The following is a 16,889-nucleotide window of genomic DNA, read 5'->3' as shown; positions in this document are numbered from 1 at the left end:
AAACCCCAGCGCTGGCATCGCTCGCGCAACGCCGGGGTTCCTTCGTCACCGCCAGCCTACGGGACATCCGCTGGCATCACAGCGCCATCCAGATCCCGGCCGCGCCGGCGAGCGCCAGGCTCGCCCCCCACACCCGATCCAGGTTGAACCACGCCCGCCGCAGGAACTGCAGCCCCAGCCAGCGGTACACGGCATAAGCCATCCCCACCCCCGCCAGCAGCATCGCCAGCGTGTGCACGCCCGCGACCGCGAGCGCCGTCGCGACGTCCGAGCGCGCCAGCGTGTCCATCACCCGTCCGTGCGCCCGTTCGATCCCACCGGCCGACGGCGGCGGCGCCTCGCACAGCCGCAGCATGAAGGGCACCAGCATCAGGCCCGCGCCATGCGCCGTCGCCATCAGGAAGGACCACCACGCCAGCCGCGACGGCGGGATGCGCGCCAGCGCGCGCGGATGCCGCGTGTCCACCATCTTCCACAGGCCGAACAGCAGCACCAGGGCACCCGCGCCGATGCGCAGCGGCCGGCTCCATTCCACCAGCCAGGCCAGCGCGGCGAGCGGCACCAGCACCACCGCCATCGCCGCGAAATGGCCGCCGCCCAGCGGCAGCGCCGTCACGAGGACCGCGCCGCCGCGCCGCGCGGTCAGGCCGTTGGCCACCGCCAGCGGCCAGCCCATGGCGGGGTTGAGCCCGTGGTATGCGCCCAGGACGATCACGGTCGTCCAGAGCGCCGCGCTCGCGTTCAAGCCGAGGGATAGCAGAACGAGTCGGTGGAGCAGTCGCCGCCCTGCAGCCGCACCTGGTGCGCGCCGTACTCCTTGCCGAAGTCCACGTGGAACTCGCGGTCCACGCTCAGCCCGCCGCCCGCGCCGACCTTGCACATGGCCTGCACGCCGGGGATGCCGTCCGGATAGAACTGCGTGTCCCAAGTGCTGTACAGCGAGTTGGTGAAGTAGACGCGCTGGCCGTCGCGGCTGATCTCGATCATCTGCGGGCCGCCGCCGAAGGCGCGCCCGGTGGGATGCTTCTCGTGCCGCGCGACGCCGCCGATGCGCACGCTGCCGGCCAGTTCGGGCTTGAGCGGATCGCGCACGTCGTACTGCCGCAGTTCGCCGGTGCCCCAGCAGGCGACGTACAGGTACTTGTCGTCCAGCGACAGGTCGATGTCGCTCACCAGCGGCGGCACGGCACCGAAGCCTTTCAGCAGCGCCGGCAACTGGTCGGCCGGGGCGGGCTCCGGCGGGATGGTGGCCGTCTTGCGCGCGTGGAACTTGCCGTTCTCGCGCCACCAGGTCCACACCGAGGCTTCGAGGTTGGTCGTGTCCACCACCACGCCGAGGAAGCCGTATTCGCGCGTCGGGTCGTGCGCGGGGCGGATCTCCAGCGCCATCTGGTGGTTGGCGCCCAGGTCGATGGTCTGCACGTGCTTGCGCTCGCGCAGGTTCCAGAAGTGCAGGGCGTGGCCGTACTTGTTGGCCAGCAGGTCCTCCGCCACCAGGCCGTTCTCGAACTGCGGCGGCAGCGCCCATTCGCTGGACACCATGTAGTCGCGCGGCAGGTTCCACCAGAAGTCGTAGTGGCGCGTCTGCGGCCCGCGGTCGATCTCCCAGCGCCCCAGCACCTCGAAGGTCTGGCAGTCCATGATGAAGATGCCGGGCGGGCCTTGCGTGCCATCGGGGCCCGCGCCGCCCAGCGTGCTGACGTAGATGCCTTCCGGCCCGCAGTGCACGGTGTGCGGCCGCGAATAGCCGGTCTTGCGCAGGATCTCGTCCGGCTCGATGGTCTTGACCAGCTTCGGCGCGGTGGGGTCGGGCTGCGTGTCGAACACGTACATGCGCGAGGAGCGCATCCCAGGCACGATCAGGTAGCGGCGCTGCAGGAAGGCGTGCCCGGTCAGGGGCGACAGCGCGGAGCTGCAGGCATTCCAGCCGAAGTGGTGCAGCTCGTCGCCCTTGTTCGGCAGGTCGACGCGGCGCAGCACGCTCGAATAGGTCGGCGACGACGGATCGAGGTCGACCACCGCCAGCGCATCGGGGCGCGAGCGGTCCGGCGAGAGCAGCGCGGTGTAGCAGATGTGTTCGGCTTCGGCCTCCATCGCCAGCTTGGGCGAGGGATGGAAGGTCGGGTCCGGTCGCAGGGTTTCGATCATGGGGTAGCTCCTCGTCGAGGTGACCCGCCGCCGCGGCATCCGCGACGGCGGCGCGGCCATGCTCCGCCCGTGCACCCCGTGAAGCAAGCACCCGGAAGGTGGAAGGGTCATGGCCCCGCTGCACTGCACAACAGCACGGCCCGTTCGGGCCTTGCGAGCGCCGGCGCATGGGAGTACTTTTGCCATCCGTTGCCGAGGAGACAAGGTGAAGTCCTGCCCGTTCAGCGCTGCCGTTCCCACCCCGTCGTCCTCGAGTTCCTGGCTCTACCTGCTCGAGCGATTCGACGTCGGCGTGGTCAACGTGGACCGCGAACTGCGCGTGACCGGCATGAACGACTTCGCCCGGCGCAGCCTGCCGGTGCAGGAGAAGCTGCCCTTCGGCAAGATCGTCACCTCCTTCCACCCGGAGGCCGCCAAGGCCAAGCTCAAGTTCCTGCTGGGCCAGGCGGAATGCCCGGTGAACAACGCGCCGCCGATGGCGCTGATGATCAACATCCCCGACCGCGTGCTGCTGATCAAGGTGTCGAAGATCGGCGACGCCCAGGGCGCCACCACGGGCTACACGCTCGTCTTCTACGACATCACCGAGGTCGTGAGCCAGAAGGTCGAGGAGGGCCACGAGCGCGGCGCGGCCGACGCGCCGGAGCGGCGGCGGCTGCGCAAGATCCCCACGATCAAGAAGAACCGCGTGCTGCTGGTGGACGTGCCCGCCGTGTCCTTCATCCGCTCGGAGGGCCACTACACCTGGGTGCACACCAGCCAGGGCGCGCAGTTCTGCAACCTGGCGATCAGCGACCTGGAGTCGCGGCTGGATCCGCAGCTGTTCCTGCGGGTGCACCGCAGCTACATCGTCAACCTGGCGCAGGTCGACGAGATCGTGCGCGACGACGGCCGCATCACGCTGCGCATGATGGGCTCCACGCCCGCCGACATCCCGGTGTCGCGCGCGAGCGCTCCGCACCTGATGGAGCAGCTCGGCCTGGGCGACTCGCTGGCCCACGCGGCACGCGACTGATTCGCGTTCGTGCAAGCGCGCTGCCGTTCGTGCAGCGTTTCCCCGGTTTGGTTCGGTGCCGCGCTCGGCACTCGGCGCTTTTCCTACAGTCGCCCGAACCACGTCCGGCGTCAGAGGCGTGAGAGGAGACAAGCGTGATCCCCAGCCCCTTCGAATACCACGCCCCCACCAGCCTGCCCGATGCGATCGCGCTGCTCGGCCGCTACGGCGACGAGGCCAGGCTGCTGGCCGGCGGCCACAGCCTGCTGCCGATGATGAAGCTGCGCTTCGCCCAGCCGGCGCACCTGATCGACCTGGGCCGCATCCCCGACCTGCGCGGCATCGCGGACGTCGGCGGCGAGATCCACATCGGCGCGATGACCACCGAGAACGAGCTGGTCTGGTCCAAGTTGCTGGCCGAGAAGCTGCCGCTGCTGGTGGAAGGCGCCCGCGCCATCGCCGACCCGCAGGTGCGCTACCGCGGCACGATCGGCGGCGACATCTCGCATGGCGACCCCGGCAACGACCATCCCGCGCTCATGCTGGCGCTGGACGCCTCCTTCGTGCTGCGCGGCCCGAAGGGCGAGCGCACGGTGAAGGCGGCGGACTTCTTCTTCGGCCTCTATGCCACCGCGCTGGAGCCGGGCGAGGTGCTCACGCGCATCCAGGTCCGCGTGCCGCCGGCGGGCACGGGCTATGCCTACGAAAAGCTCAAGCGCAAGATCGGCGACTTCGCCACGGCCGCTGCCGCCGTGCTGCTGCGCATCGACGGCGGCAAGGTCGCCAGCGCCAGCATCGCGCTCACCAACGTCGGGGCGACCCCGCTGAAGGCGACGGCGGCCGAAGAGTTCCTGGTCGGCCAGGCCCTGGACAAAGCCAGCCTCGCCGAGGCCGCGCGCCTCGCCATGGACATCTGCGACCCCGTGGCCGACCAGCGCGGCGATGCCGACTACAAGCGCGCGATGGCCGGCGAGATGACGCGCCGCGCCCTGCTGAAGGCGCAGTCCCGCGCCGCCGCCTGACGAACGACCCCACGAGGAGACAAGCATGGCCCAGAAGACCCTGGTGTCGTTCACGCTGAACGGCAAGGAAGCGGACGTGGCGGTGGAGCCGCGCGAGCTGCTGATCCACACGCTGCGCGAGCGGCTGCTGCACACCGGCCCGCACATCGGCTGCGAGACCTCGCACTGCGGCGCCTGCACGGTCGACATCGACGGCATGAGCGTCAAGTCCTGCACCATGCTCACGGTGCAGTGCCAGGGCGCCTCGATGCTCACCATCGAGGGGCTGGAGCGCAACGGCGCGCTGCATGCGCTGCAGCAGGCCTTCCACGAGGAACACGGCCTGCAGTGCGGCTACTGCACGCCCGGGATGATCACGCGGGCCTACCGGCTGCTGCAGGAGAACCCCAACCCGACGGAAGAAGAGATCCGCTACTGGATCGCCGGGAACCTGTGCCGCTGCACGGGTTACCAGAACATCGTCAAGGCGGTGCAGGCCGCGGCCCGGAAACTCGCGGCTCAGCCGGCCTGAAGGAGAGCACCATGGGCGACATGTCGGAACTCCAGCAAAGGGAAGAAGCGCTCCAGGGCATGGGCACGTCCCTGCTGCGCAAGGAAGATGCGCGCTTCATCCGCGGGCAGGGCAGCTACGTCGACGACATCAAGCTGCCGGGCATGCTGTTCGGCGCGCTCGTGCGCAGCCCCTACGCGCATGCGCGCATCCGCGGCATCGACAAGAGCAAGGCGCTGGCCTCGCCGGGCGTGGTGGCGGTGCTGACTGCCGACGACCTGAAGCCGGTCAACCTGCACTGGATGCCCACGCTCGGCGGCGACGTGCAGGCGGTGCTGGCGGACAAGAAGGTCTGCTTCCAGCTGCAGGAAGTGGCGATGGTGCTGGCCAGCGACCGCTATGCGGCGGCCGACGGCGCGGCGCTGGTCGAAGTGGATTACGAGGAACTGCCCGCGATCGTCGACCCGAAGAAGTCGATGGACAGCGACGCGCCCACCATCCGCGAGGACATCGCCGAGAAGAAGGACGTCGGCCACGGGCCGCGCACGCACCCGAACCACATCTTCACCTGGGAGGCGGGCGACAAGGCGGCCGCGGACAGCGCGTTCGAGAACGCGCCGATCACGGTGCGCGAGGAGATCCTGAATCCGCGCGTGCATCCGTGCCCGCTGGAAACCTGCGGCTGCGTGGCCTCGTTCAACAAGGCCACGGGCTACCTCACGGTCTACATGACCACGCAGGCGCCGCACCTGGTGCGCACCGTGCTGGCCATGCTCTCCGGCATCGCGGAAAGCAAGATCCGCGTGGTGGGCGGCGACATCGGCGGCGGCTTCGGCAACAAGGTGCCGGTGTATCCCGGCTACGTGGTGGCGATCGTCGCCTCCATCGTGACGGGCGTGCCGGTCAAGTGGATCGAATCGCGCATCGACAACATCTCCACCACCGGCTTCGCCCGCGACTACCACGGCGTGGGCGAGCTGGCGGCGGACACCGACGGCCGCATCAAGGGCCTGCGCTTCACCGCGCTGGCCGACCACGGCGCCTTCAACTCGCATGTGTCGGCCTCGAAGTTCCCGGCCGGCCTGTTCTCGATCTGCACCGGCTCCTACGCGATCCCGAATGCGTATTGCCGGGTGGACGCGGTCTATACGAACAAGGCGCCCGGCGGCGTGGCCTACCGCTGCTCGCTGCGCGTGACCGAGGCCGTCTACCTGATCGAACGGATGATCGACGTGCTGGCCCAGAAGCTGGGCATCGACAAGGCGGAGATCCGGCGGCGCAACTTCGTGGCCAAGGAGCAGTTCCCGTACACCACCTCCATGGGCTGGACGCTCGACAGCGGCGACTACGCCCCGGCGCTGGAGAAGGTGCTGCAGGCCGTCGACTACGAAGGGCTGCGGCGCGAACAGGCCGAGAAGCGTGCCAAGGGCGAGCTGATGGGGATCGGCATCTCCACCTTCACCGAGATCGTCGGCGCCGGGCCGACCAAGGCCTGCGACATCCTGGGCATCGGCCTGTTCGATTCCTGCGAGATCCGCGTGCACCCCACCGGCGGCGTGATCGCGCGCCTGGGCACCATGAGCCAGGGGCAGGGCCACGCCACCACCTACGCCCAGATCATCGCCACCGAGCTGGGCCTGCCCGCCAGCGACATCGTGGTGGAAGAGGGCGACACCGACAAGGCACCGTACGGCGCGGGCACCTGGGGTTCGCGCTCCACGCCCGTCTCCGGCGCCGCCACGGCCAAGGCCGCGCGCAAGATCAAGGAAAAGGCCATGCAGATCGCCGCGCACCTGCTGGAGGTGGGCGAGGGCGACCTCGAATGGGAGGTGGACCGCTTCCGCGTCAAGGGCAACCCCGAGGCCTGCAAGACCATGAAGGAGATCTGCATGGCCGCGCACACCGGCAACATCCCCGACGGGATGGAGCAGGGCCTCAACGCGGTGGCCTACTACGACCCGCCGAACCTGACCTATCCCTTCGGCGCCTACGTGTGCGTGGTCGACATCGACAAGCACACCGGCGAAGTGAAGGTGCGCCGCTTCTACGCCCTGGACGACTGCGGCACGCGCATCAACCCGATGATCATCGAGGGCCAGATCCACGGCGGCCTCACGGAAGCCTTCGCGGTGACCATGGGCCAGCAGGTGCCGTTCGACGACAACGGCAACCACCTGGGCAACAGCCTCATGGACTACTTCCTGCCCACGGCCGTCGAGACGCCGCGCTGGGAAACCGACCACACCGTCACGCCGTCGCCGCACCACCCGCTGGGCGCCAAGGGCGTGGCCGAGTCGCCGCACGTCGGCGGCATCCCGTGCATCAGCAACGCCGTGATCGATGCCTTCGCGCACCTGGGCGTGACGCACATGGACATGCCGCACACGGCGTACCGCGTCTGGCAGCAGTGCCACGCGCTGGGCATCGACCGCCACTGAATGAACCGTCACACACGCCAAGAGGTCCCTCGGGGAGACAACGGATGAAGGTGCAACTGGAGAAGTCGTTCGCGCTGGCCGGGCCCGCGGCCGCCGCCTGGGTGCTGCTGCAGGACCTGGAGGCGGTCGCTGCCTGCATGCCGGGCGCGCGCATCACCGAACGCGTGGACGAGCGCCACGTCAAGGGCACGGTCACGGTGAAGCTCGGGCCCGCGAGCCTGGTGTTCCGCGGCGAGGTGGAGGTCAAGGACGTCGACGACGCGGCCCGCAGCCTGTTCCTGGTCGGCCGGGGCACGGATACCACCGGCACCTCGGGGGCCGCCATGGACCTGCGCGCGCACATCGAGGAGGAGGGCAGCACGGCCTGCCGCCTCGTGGGGGCCGCGGAGGTATCGGTCAGCGGCAAGGCGGCGACCTTCGGCGGGCGGATGATGTCCGCGGTGGCCGACCAGGTGCTGCAGCAGTTCGCCGCCAACTTCGCCGAGAAGCTGCGCAGCGTGCCGGTGCCGCCGCAGGCCGAGGCTATACCCGAACCGGCTGCTGCGCGGGCCGACGGGGCGGCGCCCGCCACGCCGGCCGCGCTCTCCGCCGCTGCGGCCGCGGTGCCCGCCACTCCGGCCGCGGCGCGCGAGCTCAATGGCCTGGCGCTGCTGTGGGCCGTGTTCCGCGACTGGCTGCACCAGCTCTTCCCGGCCCGCCGGGCCTGAAGGCGCCGTGTGACCGACGGGCGCATGAACGAAGTCGGCGCCTTGCAGGGCGAGCTGGCGCGCGCCGGCTACATCGCCGAGCCTGCGCTGGCGGCCGCGCTGCTGCTGATGCTGGACCTGCAGCGGCCGCTGCTGCTGGAGGGCGACGCCGGCGTGGGCAAGACCGAGATCGCCAAGGCCCTGGCCACCGTGCGGGACACGCGCCTGATCCGGCTGCAGTGCTACGAGGGCCTGGACACGCACGCGGCCATGTACGAATGGAACTACCAGCGCCAGCTGCTGGCGATCAAGCTGCTGGAACAGGACGGCCGCAGCATGGAGCAGAAGGAGCAGGACATCTTCTCCGAACGCTATCTCCTCAAGCGCCCCTTGCTGGAGGCGATCACCTGCGCGGTGCCGCCGGTGCTGCTGATCGACGAGGTCGACCGCGCGGACGAAGCCTTCGAAGCCTACCTGCTGGAGCTGCTGTCGGACTTCCAGCTCTCGATTCCCGAGCTGGGCACCGTGCGCGCGACGAGCCGGCCGCTGGTGGTGATCACCTCCAACGGCACCCGCGAGCTGTCGGACGCCTTGCGCCGCCGCTGCCTGTACCAGTACATCGACTATCCGGACCCGGAGAAGGAACTGGCCATCGTGCGCCTGAAGGCGCCGCAGGCCGCGCCGGGACTCGCGCGCCAGATCGTGTCCTTCGTGCAGGGCGTGCGCCGCATGGAGCTGCAGAAGAAGCCGGGCGTGGCCGAGACGCTGGACTGGACGGCGGCGCTGCTGCGCCTGGGCATCTCGGTGATCGAGCGCGATGGCGCCGAGCGCATCCTGGAGACGCTGGGCGCCCTCATCAAGACCCGCGACGACCGCGCCGCCTTCCCCCGCGAAGCGGTCGCGCGGCTGGCGGCAGCATGTTGAACGACGCGCCGTCCCTCGCAGCGCGCGCTGGCGACCGCCTCGCCGGCTTCCCCGCCTTCCTCCACGCCAACGGCTTCGGCGTCGGCGCCACCGATTCCGTCCAGGTCCTGCGCACCGCCCGCGACGTCGGCGTGCTCGATGCGCAGGTCCTGCGCTGGAGCCTGAAGGCCCTGCTGTGCGGCCGCTGCGACGAGTGGCGGCGCTTCGACGGACTGTTCGACGCCTGGTTCCTGCCCGCCAACCGCTGGGCCGCGCCGCAACAGCGGCTGGTCGAGACCGGCGTGCAGCAGGCCGCGAGCCGCCCGGGAGGCGATGCCGGGACGAAGCAAGCCGGCGACCCGCTCAAGCCCCGCGACGCCGCCAGCCACGCCGAATCGCTCTCGTCCACCGACTTCCGCGACCTCGCGCGCGAGCACACGCTGGACATCGAAGCCCTCATGCGCCGGTTCGCACGGCGCCTGAAGCACCTGCGCCTGCGGCGGCAGGCCCGCGCCCACCAGCACAAGCGCCTCGCGCTGCAGGCCACGATCCGCCGCAGCGTCGAAACCGGCGGCACGCCCATCCGGCTGGCGTGGCAGGCGCCGCGCCGCGTGCGGCCGCGCCTCGTCCTGCTGCTGGACGTCAGCCGCTCGATGGCCGCCTACAGCTTCTTCTACCTGCGCCTGGCGCGGGCGCTGAGCGCCGAACTCGCGGACGTCCACACCTTCATCTTCCACACGCGCATCACGGCGGTGTCCGAGGCGCTGCGCGACCCCGATCCCTGGCGCGCGCAGGAGCGGCTGCACCTGCTGGCACAGGGCTGGGGCGGCGGCACGCGCATCGGCGAGAGCCTGGCGCAGTTCAACGCCGGCCACGCGGCGCGCCTCGTGCACTCGCGCACCGCCCTGGTCGTGATGAGCGACGGCTACGACACCGGCGACCCGGCGCTGCTGTCCGGGGCGCTGGCGCAACTGCGCCGGCGCGCGCGCCGCATCGTCTGGCTCAACCCCCTGTGCAAGCGGCCCGGCTTCGCGCCGGTGAGCCAGGGGATGCGGGCGGCGCTGCCGCACCTGGACCTGCTGGCGCCGGGGGGCGACCTGGCCAGCATCCGCGCCGTCCTGCCCGAACTCCTGGAGGCACTGCAATGAACACCGACCTCTCCGGCATCCGCTTTTCCGCCGTCGTCCTGGCGGCGGGGCAATCCTCGCGCATGGGCGGCGCCAACAAGCTGCTGCTGCCCTTCGAGGGCGAAGCGCTGGTGCGGCGCACCGTGCGCACCGTGCTCGCCGCCGGCATGCAGGAAACGGTGGTCGTCACGGGCTGGCAGGGGCGCGAGGTGATGCGCGCCGTGCTGGACCTGCCGGTGACCTTGCAGGCGAACCTGCGGTACGAAGACGGGCAGATGCGTTCGGTGGCCGCCGGCGTCGCGGCATTGACGATGGCCACCGACGCGATCCTCGTCTGCCCCGGCGACCTGCCGCTGCTGCGCACCGGGGACCTGCACGAACTGATGGACGTGTACCTCGCGCATCCGGCCAGCTCCATCGTCATCCCGCGCCACCAGGGCGAGCGCGGCAACCCCATCGTCTTCGCGGCGGCCTACGCCCCCGAGGTCGCCGCCGGCCGGCGCCTGATCGGATGCCGCAAGCTGGCCCAGCAATATCCGGAGGAGACCTTCTGGCACGAGGCCAGCCACGACCGCTTCACCACCGACTGCGACACCCCCGAGGCCTACCAGCGCCTGCTGGAACGCCTGGGCCTGCCGCAAGCCGCGGAGGTGTGAACAATGAGCCCCCACGCTCCGCACTTCGTGTCGTCGCTGCCCCCCGGGGGGGCCGTAGCCCTCCTAGGGGCGGCCCGTCGGAGGGCCAAATGAACGGCACCGCCTGGGCCGCGCTCGGCGCCGGCCTGATCCTCATCGGCCTGCTCGCCCTGGCGAAGCTGCGCCCCAGCCGCAGCGGCCTCAACTCCCCGCAGTGGATGCTGCTGCTCGGCGCCGTCGGCATGCTGGCCGGCATGGCGATCGACGCCCATTCCGGCGGCCTGGAAACGCTGTCCGCCCTGTGCACCGGCCCGGCCGATCTGGGCGCCATGGTGCTGGTGCACGTGACCCAGCTGCCGCTGGCGCACATCGGCATGGTCGCGGGCGGCCTGGTGGTGCTGCCGCTGATGCCGCGCTTGCGCCGCGGCTGCCGCCGCCAGCTTTGCGCGCAACTGGGGCAGAACCTCGTCTGCTCCGCCTGGATGGTGGTGGGGATGGCGGCGGGCTCGCTGGCGATGCTGGAACTCGCCGGCTGGGCCCAGGCCGTGCGCGAGCCGGCGGCGGTGCTGGCCGGCATGTTCGCGGGCATGGTGTGGGGCATGGTGGCCAGCGTCACGCTGGTGCAGGCGCTGGTGCGGCTGAGCCTGGGCCCGCGCGCGCACCCGGGCGGCGGCCCTTGAAATCTCGCGCGTCGCAACCACCTCTGTGCAGATCCCCAGTCCGCGGGCCGGCGCGTGTCGCCACCTGCGCCAGGGGGGCCGGATGCGAGCCAAAGCCTTGCGAGTGAAGGGTTTGGCCGCTACAATACCGGCTTCACGACCAAACGGGCGGGTATCTACCGCCCGTTTTTTTTGGCGGATCGACCCACGACCTTGGCAAGTACTACGTCCCTCGGGGATATCGTTACGCAGACGGTGGCCGGACTCGGCTACGAACTGGTGGAGCTGGAACGCTCCGCCGGGGGCACGTTGCGCGTGACGATCGACTTCCCCTGGAATGCGGACGAGGAAGAGCGCCACGTCAACGTCGAGGATTGCGAGCGCGTCACGCGCCAGCTGCAGTACACGCTCGAGGTCGAAGAGGTGGACTACAAGCGCCTCGAGGTCTCCTCGCCGGGGATCGATCGGCCCCTGCGCGGCGAGAAGGATTTCGAACGCTTCGCGGGTGAGGTGGTCGATATCACCCTGAGGGCGCCGATGGGGTCCGCTGCCGCGGGCCAGGTGGCCGCCAACCGCCGCAAGTTCCGCGGCACGCTGGGCAAGGCGCAGGCAGGCTGGGAGATCACCTGGAGCGACGAGCCGCCCCCGCAGCCGGGGGTGAAGCGCTCGAAGAAGAAGGAGCCTGCACCGGTGCAGGTCCTGGGTTTCACGCTGGACGAGGTCAAGGATGCCCGTCTGGCACCGATTGTCGATTTCAAGGGGCGCAGGCGCGCCGGGGTGCAGGAGTAGGGACATGAATCGCGAACTGTTGATGCTGGTGGACGCCATCTCGCGCGAGAAGAACGTGGAACGCGATGTCGTGTTCGGCGCGGTCGAGGCCGCGCTGGCGCAGGCCACCAAGAAGCTCTACCAGGGCGAAGTCGACATCCGCGTGGCGGTCGACCGCGACACCGGCGACTACGAGACCTTCCGCCGCTGGCTGGTGGTGCCCGACGAACAGGGGCTGCAGAACCCCGACGCCGAGGAACTGCTGATGGACGCCAAGGACCGCGTCGAGGGCGCGGAAGCCGGCGAGCACATCGAGGAAGCCATCGAGTCGCTGCCGATCGGCCGCATCGGCGCCATGGCCGCCAAGCAGGTGATCCTGCAGAAGATCCGCGACGCCGAGCGCGAGATGCTGCTGAACGACTTCATGTCGCGCGGCGACAAGATCTTCGTGGGCACCGTCAAGCGCATGGACAAGGGCGACATCATCGTCGAGAGCGGCCGCGTCGAAGGCAGGCTGCGGCGCGGCGAGATGATCCCCAAGGAGAACCTGCGCAACGGCGACCGCGTCCGCGCCATGATCATGGAGGTGGACCTGACGCTGCGCGGCGCGCCCATCATCCTGTCGCGCTCGGCCCCCGAGTTCATGATCGAGCTGTTCCGCCAGGAAGTGCCCGAGATCGAGCAGGGCCTGCTGGAAATCAAGAGCTGCGCCCGCGATCCCGGCTCGCGCGCCAAGATCGCCGTGATCTCCCACGACAAGCGCGTCGACCCGATCGGCACCTGCGTGGGCGTGCGCGGTTCGCGCGTGAACGCGGTGACGAACGAACTCGCCGGCGAGCGCGTCGACATCGTGCTGTGGTCCGAGGACCCGGCGCAGTTCGTGATCGGCGCGCTGGCGCCCGCGAACGTGAGCTCCATCGTCGTCGACGAAGAGAAGCACGCGATGGACGTGGTGGTGGACGAGGAGAACCTCGCCATCGCCATCGGCCGCGGCGGCCAGAACGTGCGGCTCGCCAGCGAGCTCACCGGCTGGAAGATCAACATCATGGACGCGAACGAATCGGCGCAGAAGCAGGCCGAGGAGCAGCAGGGGCTGCGCTCGCTGTTCATGGAGAAGCTGGATGTGGACGAGGAAATCGCCGACATCCTGATCGTGGAAGGCTTCACCAGCCTGGAGGAAGTGGCCTACGTGCCCATCTCCGAGATGCTGGAGATCGAGTCCTTCGACGAGGACACGGTCAACGAACTGCGTACGCGCGCCAAGGATGCGCTGCTGACGATGGAGATCGCGCGCGAGGAAAGCGTCGAGGAAGTCTCGCAGGACCTGCGCGACCTCGAAGGCCTGAGCCCCGCCCTGATCGGCAAGCTGGCGGAAGCCGGCGTGCACACGCGCGACGATCTGGCCGACCTGGCCGTCGACGAACTTACGGACATCACTGGCCAGTCCGCGGAAGAGGCCAAGACCCTGATCATGAAGGCGCGCGAACACTGGTTCACGGGCCAGGCGGCCACGGCCGCCCATGAGTAAAGGGAGGAAGACGAGCAGAACATGTCTAGTACCACCGTCGCCGAGTTCGCGAACGAACTCAAGAAATCGACCGAGACGCTGCTGGAACAGTTGCGCAGCGCCGGCGTGACCAAGACCGCGCCGACCGACTCGCTGACCGACGCGGACAAGCAGAAGCTGCTGGGGTATCTCCAGGCCAGCCACGGCACCGCCACGCCCGAACGCAAGAAGATCACCCTGGTGAAGAAGTCCACCAGCGAGATCAAGCAGGCGGACTCGAGCGGCAAGGCCCGCACGATCCAGGTGGAGGTGCGCAAGAAGCGCACCTTCATCAAGCGCGACGAGGGCTCCGACACCGCCGTGGTGGAGGCGCCCGAGGTCGCCGCGCCGCCGCAGCCCCAGGGCCCGGACGACGCCGATCTGGCGCGCCGCGAGGAAGAGGCGCGCCGCCAGGCCGAACTGATCCGCCGCCAGGAAGAAGAACTGGCCGCCAAGCGCCGCGAGCGCGAGGAACAGGAAGCCCGCGAGCGCGCCGCCGAGGAGGCCCGGGCCGCCGAGGAGAAGGCGCGCCAGGAAGCCGAGGCACGCGCGGAAGCGTATTCCGCCGCCAAGGCCGGCGCGACCGCGGCGAAGGCCGCCGAGGCGGAAGCGGCACAGGCCGTCGCCAAGGCGCAGTCCGAAGCGCGCGAGAAGGCCGCCGCGGACGCCCGCGAGAAGGCCGCGGCCGAATCGAAGAAGCGCGCGGACGAAGAGGCTGCGCGCGCCAACGACCTGCAGGAGCGCCGCCGCAAGGCCGAGGCCGAGGCCGCCGCGATCCGTTCCATGATGGCCCAGCCCAAGAAGGTGCTGGTGGCCAAGAAGCCGGAAGAAGCCAAGCCGGTCGCCAAGGCGCCGGAACCCGGCAAGCCGGGCGTCAAGGGCACGCTGCACAAGCCGCCGACCCAGGCCCGCGCCCCCGGTGCGCCCGCGCCCGCAGGCGCGCCGGCCGCGCCCGGCGCCGGCAAGGAAGTCAAGTCGGCCAAGCTGTCCTCCAGCTGGGCCAACGATCCGGCCAAGAAGAAGGAAATCAAGACCCGCGGCGATGCGTCCGGCGGCGTCGGCCGCAATTCGTGGCGCGGCGGCCCCCGGGGTGGCGGCCGCAGGGGCGACCATCGCGATCGCGACGACCACCAGCAGTCCGCACCGGTGGAACAGCGCGTCATCGAAGTGCACGTGCCGGAGACCATCACGGTCTCCGAACTCGCGCACAAGATGGCCGTGAAGGCCTCCGAGGTGATCAAGGTCCTCATGAAGATGGGCCAGCTCGTCACCATCAACCAGTCGCTGGACCAGGACACGGCCATGATCCTGGTCGAGGAAATGGGCCACAAGGCGGTCACGGCCGCCCTGGACGATCCGGAAGCCTTCACCGAGGAGGAAGTGTCCGGCCAGGCGGCCGAGTCGCTGCCGCGCGCGCCGGTCGTGACCGTCATGGGCCACGTCGACCACGGCAAGACCTCGCTGCTGGACTACATCCGCCGCACCAAGGTGGCGGCGGGCGAAGCGGGCGGCATCACGCAGCACATCGGCGCCTACCACGTCGACACGCCGCGCGGCACCGTCACCTTCCTCGACACCCCGGGCCACGAGGCGTTCACCGCCATGCGGGCCCGCGGCGCGCAGGCCACGGACATCGTGATCCTGGTGGTCGCGGCGGACGACGGCGTGATGCCGCAGACCAGGGAAGCCATCAAGCACGCGAAGGCGGCGGGGGTGCCGATCGTGGTCGCGATCAACAAGATCGACAAGCCCGATGCCCACACCGACCGCGTCAAGCAGGAGCTGGTGGCCGAGCAGGTCGTGCCGGAAGAGTACGGCGGCGAGTCGCCGTTCGTGCCCGTGTCCGCCAAGACCGGCCAGGGCATCGACGAACTGCTGGAGCAGGTGCTGCTGCAGGCCGAAGTGCTGGAACTGAAGGCGCCGACGGAATCGATGGCCAAGGGCCTCGTGATCGAGGCGCAGCTGGACAAGGGCCGCGGCCCGGTCGCCACCGTGCTGGTGCAGACCGGCACGCTGAAGGTCGGCGACGTGGTGCTGGCCGGCCAGACCTTCGGCCGCGTGCGCGCCATGCTGGACGAGGACGGCAAGACCATCAAGTCGGCCGGCCCGTCGATGCCGGTGGAAATCCAGGGCCTGACGGAAGTGCCGCAGGCCGGCGACGAGTTCATGGTGATGTCCGACGAGCGCCGGGCGCGCGAGATCGCGACCTACCGCGCGGGCAAGTTCCGCAACACGAAGCTGGCCAAGCAGCAGGCCGCCAAGCTGGAGAACATGTTCTCGGACATGACCGCCGGCGAGGTGAAGACGCTGCCGATCATCATCAAGGCCGACGTGCAGGGTTCGCAGGAAGCGCTGGCGCAGTCGCTGCTGAAGCTCTCCACCGAGGAGGTGAAGGTGCAGATGGTGTACACCGCGGTGGGCGCGATCAGCGAGTCGGACGTCAACCTGGCGATCGCCTCCAAGGCCGTCATCGTGGGCTTCAACGTGCGCGCCGACGCCGGTGCGCGCAAGCTGGCCGAAGGCAACGGCATCGACATCCGCTACTACAGCATCATCTACGACGCCGTCGACGAACTGAAGACGGCGATGTCCGGGATGCTGGCGCCGGAGAAGCGCGAAGAGGTCATCGGCTCCGCCGAGATCCGCACGGTGTTCGTGGCGTCCAAGATCGGCACGGTGGCCGGCTGCATGGTCACCTCCGGCACGGTCACGCGCAGCGCGCACTTCCGCCTGCTGCGCCAGAACGTGGTGATCTACACGGGCGAACTCGAGTCGCTCAAGCGGATGAAGGACGACGTGCGCGAAGTCAAGGAAGGCTTCGAGTGCGGCGTCAAGCTGAAGAACTACAACGACATCAAGGAAGGCGACGTGCTCGAATTCTTCGAGGTCAAGGAGATTGCGCGGACGCTGTAAACAGCCGAAAGCGGACAGCCGAAAGCGGACAGCCGGACGCAGAGGACGCGAAGGGTACGCAAAGGACGCGAAAGAACATCCATCAAAGGGATCTTCCTTTCCTGCATTCCTTTTGCGCCCTCTGCGTACCCTTTGCGTCCTCTGCGTCCGGAAGTTCGGTTTCCCTGCCAGCACGCGCACTGACCCACCATGCCCAAGAAGTCCACCAAGCCCAACCGCGGTTTCCAGATCGCCGACCAGATCCAGCGCGATCTGACGGAGCTGATTGCGCGCGAGTTGAAGGACCCGCGGGTGGGCATGGTCACGATCAGCGCGGTGGAGGTCACGCCGGATTACGCGCATGCCAAGGTGTTCTTCACCATCCTCGTGGGTGACCCGCAGGAGACCGAGGACGCCCTGAACCACTCGGCCGGGTTCCTCCGCACCCACCTGTTCAAGCGCCTGCACATCCACACCGTGCCGACGCTGCACTTCCACTTCGACCGCACCACCGAGCGCGCGGCCGACATGAACGCACTGATCGCCAAGGCGGTCTCGTCCCGTTCCAAGGACGACTAGCG

15 protein-coding genes are annotated in these 16,889 nt (G+C 69.5%); 13 read left to right on the top strand and 2 right to left on the bottom strand.

Annotation, left to right across the window (positions count from 1 at the left end; all coding sequences use genetic code 11):
• Positions 1–76: 76 nt before the first annotated feature.
• Together WG923_RS05315 and WG923_RS05310 are read right to left on the bottom strand one after the other, a co-directional pair.
• The gene (locus tag WG923_RS05315) at positions 77–745 is read right to left on the bottom strand and encodes a hypothetical protein (RefSeq protein WP_340349898.1); all 669 of its coding nucleotides are present in this window, start codon (positions 743–745) and stop codon (positions 77–79) included.
• Positions 742–2,148, bottom strand: a complete 1,407-nt coding sequence (locus WG923_RS05310) for a selenium-binding protein SBP56-related protein (protein ID WP_340349897.1) — start codon at positions 2,146–2,148, stop codon at positions 742–744. Before WG923_RS05310 ends, WG923_RS05315 begins: the two co-directional genes overlap by 4 nt.
• A gap of 205 nt (positions 2,149–2,353) precedes the next feature.
• Here WG923_RS05310 and WG923_RS05305 point away from each other — a divergent pair, with 205 nt between their 5' ends.
• From WG923_RS05305 to rbfA, 13 genes are all read left to right on the top strand, one after another.
• Positions 2,354–3,163, top strand: coding sequence for a LytTR family transcriptional regulator (locus tag WG923_RS05305; RefSeq protein ID WP_340349896.1), 810 nt, complete (start codon positions 2,354–2,356; stop codon positions 3,161–3,163).
• Between the two features lie 134 nt (positions 3,164–3,297).
• On the top strand, positions 3,298–4,164 hold the full coding sequence (locus WG923_RS05300) for an FAD binding domain-containing protein (RefSeq protein WP_340349895.1): 867 nt from the start codon (positions 3,298–3,300) through the stop codon (positions 4,162–4,164).
• A gap of 25 nt (positions 4,165–4,189) precedes the next feature.
• On the top strand, positions 4,190–4,675 hold the full coding sequence (locus WG923_RS05295) for a (2Fe-2S)-binding protein (protein ID WP_340349894.1): 486 nt from the start codon (positions 4,190–4,192) through the stop codon (positions 4,673–4,675).
• 11 nt (positions 4,676–4,686) lie between these two features.
• Positions 4,687–7,092 (top strand): aerobic carbon-monoxide dehydrogenase large subunit, encoded by a 2,406-nt coding sequence (locus WG923_RS05290; protein ID WP_340349893.1) that lies wholly within the window; start codon positions 4,687–4,689, stop codon positions 7,090–7,092.
• A gap of 44 nt (positions 7,093–7,136) precedes the next feature.
• Positions 7,137–7,799 (top strand): SRPBCC family protein, encoded by a 663-nt coding sequence (locus WG923_RS05285; RefSeq protein WP_340349892.1) that lies wholly within the window; start codon positions 7,137–7,139, stop codon positions 7,797–7,799.
• Between the two features lie 24 nt (positions 7,800–7,823).
• Positions 7,824–8,702 (top strand): AAA family ATPase, encoded by an 879-nt coding sequence (locus tag WG923_RS05280; protein WP_445322897.1) that lies wholly within the window; start codon positions 7,824–7,826, stop codon positions 8,700–8,702.
• Positions 8,696–9,829, top strand: a complete 1,134-nt coding sequence (locus tag WG923_RS05275; RefSeq protein ID WP_340349890.1) for a vWA domain-containing protein — start codon at positions 8,696–8,698, stop codon at positions 9,827–9,829. Before WG923_RS05280 ends, WG923_RS05275 begins: the two co-directional genes overlap by 7 nt.
• Positions 9,826–10,464 carry a nucleotidyltransferase family protein gene (locus tag WG923_RS05270; protein WP_340349889.1) on the top strand — a complete coding sequence of 213 codons (639 nt, stop codon included), beginning with the start codon at positions 9,826–9,828 and terminating at the stop codon, positions 10,462–10,464. The genes WG923_RS05275 and WG923_RS05270 overlap by 4 nt, the downstream gene beginning before the upstream one ends.
• A gap of 89 nt (positions 10,465–10,553) precedes the next feature.
• A complete protein-coding gene (locus WG923_RS05265; protein ID WP_340349888.1) occupies positions 10,554–11,123 on the top strand; it encodes a hypothetical protein in 570 nt (189 codons plus the stop codon).
• A 192-nt stretch (positions 11,124–11,315) separates the two neighbouring features.
• Positions 11,316–11,891 carry a ribosome maturation factor RimP gene (gene rimP / locus WG923_RS05260; RefSeq protein WP_340349887.1) on the top strand — a complete coding sequence of 192 codons (576 nt, stop codon included), beginning with the start codon at positions 11,316–11,318 and terminating at the stop codon, positions 11,889–11,891.
• 4 nt (positions 11,892–11,895) lie between these two features.
• Positions 11,896–13,398, top strand: a complete 1,503-nt coding sequence (nusA, locus tag WG923_RS05255; protein WP_340349886.1) for a transcription termination factor NusA — start codon at positions 11,896–11,898, stop codon at positions 13,396–13,398.
• A gap of 21 nt (positions 13,399–13,419) precedes the next feature.
• Entirely contained in the window at positions 13,420–16,329 is a 2,910-nt protein-coding gene (gene infB, locus WG923_RS05250) for a translation initiation factor IF-2 (protein ID WP_340349885.1), read from the top strand.
• A gap of 189 nt (positions 16,330–16,518) precedes the next feature.
• Complete coding sequence (gene rbfA, locus WG923_RS05245) at positions 16,519–16,887, top strand: 30S ribosome-binding factor RbfA (protein WP_340349884.1); 369 nt, start codon at positions 16,519–16,521, stop codon at positions 16,885–16,887.
• Positions 16,888–16,889 lie beyond the last annotated feature (2 nt).

The sequence above is a fragment of the Ramlibacter sp. AN1133 genome (assembly GCF_037890035.1).
GTDB lineage: Bacteria > Pseudomonadota > Gammaproteobacteria > Burkholderiales > Burkholderiaceae_C > Ramlibacter.
The sequence above is the reverse complement of the archived record's forward strand: the minus strand, read 5'-3'. Positions and strand labels throughout refer to the sequence as shown.

Excerpts from the sequence above, each read along its gene's own strand:
- WG923_RS05310 (WP_340349897.1), bottom strand. The coding sequence starts at position 2,148 with ATGATCGAAACCCTGCGACCGGACCCGACCTTCCATCCCTCGCCCAAG.
- WG923_RS05295 (WP_340349894.1), top strand. The coding sequence starts at position 4,190 with ATGGCCCAGAAGACCCTGGTGTCGTTCACGCTGAACGGCAAGGAAGCG.
- WG923_RS05290 (WP_340349893.1), top strand. The coding sequence starts at position 4,687 with ATGGGCGACATGTCGGAACTCCAGCAAAGGGAAGAAGCGCTCCAGGGC.
- WG923_RS05285 (WP_340349892.1), top strand. The coding sequence starts at position 7,137 with ATGAAGGTGCAACTGGAGAAGTCGTTCGCGCTGGCCGGGCCCGCGGCC.
- WG923_RS05280 (WP_445322897.1), top strand. The coding sequence starts at position 7,824 with ATGAACGAAGTCGGCGCCTTGCAGGGCGAGCTGGCGCGCGCCGGCTAC.
- WG923_RS05275 (WP_340349890.1), top strand. The coding sequence starts at position 8,696 with ATGTTGAACGACGCGCCGTCCCTCGCAGCGCGCGCTGGCGACCGCCTC.
- WG923_RS05270 (WP_340349889.1), top strand. The coding sequence starts at position 9,826 with ATGAACACCGACCTCTCCGGCATCCGCTTTTCCGCCGTCGTCCTGGCG.
- WG923_RS05265 (WP_340349888.1), top strand. The coding sequence starts at position 10,554 with ATGAACGGCACCGCCTGGGCCGCGCTCGGCGCCGGCCTGATCCTCATC.
- nusA (WP_340349886.1), top strand. The coding sequence starts at position 11,896 with ATGAATCGCGAACTGTTGATGCTGGTGGACGCCATCTCGCGCGAGAAG.
- infB (WP_340349885.1), top strand. The coding sequence starts at position 13,420 with ATGTCTAGTACCACCGTCGCCGAGTTCGCGAACGAACTCAAGAAATCG.
- rbfA (WP_340349884.1), top strand. The coding sequence starts at position 16,519 with ATGCCCAAGAAGTCCACCAAGCCCAACCGCGGTTTCCAGATCGCCGAC.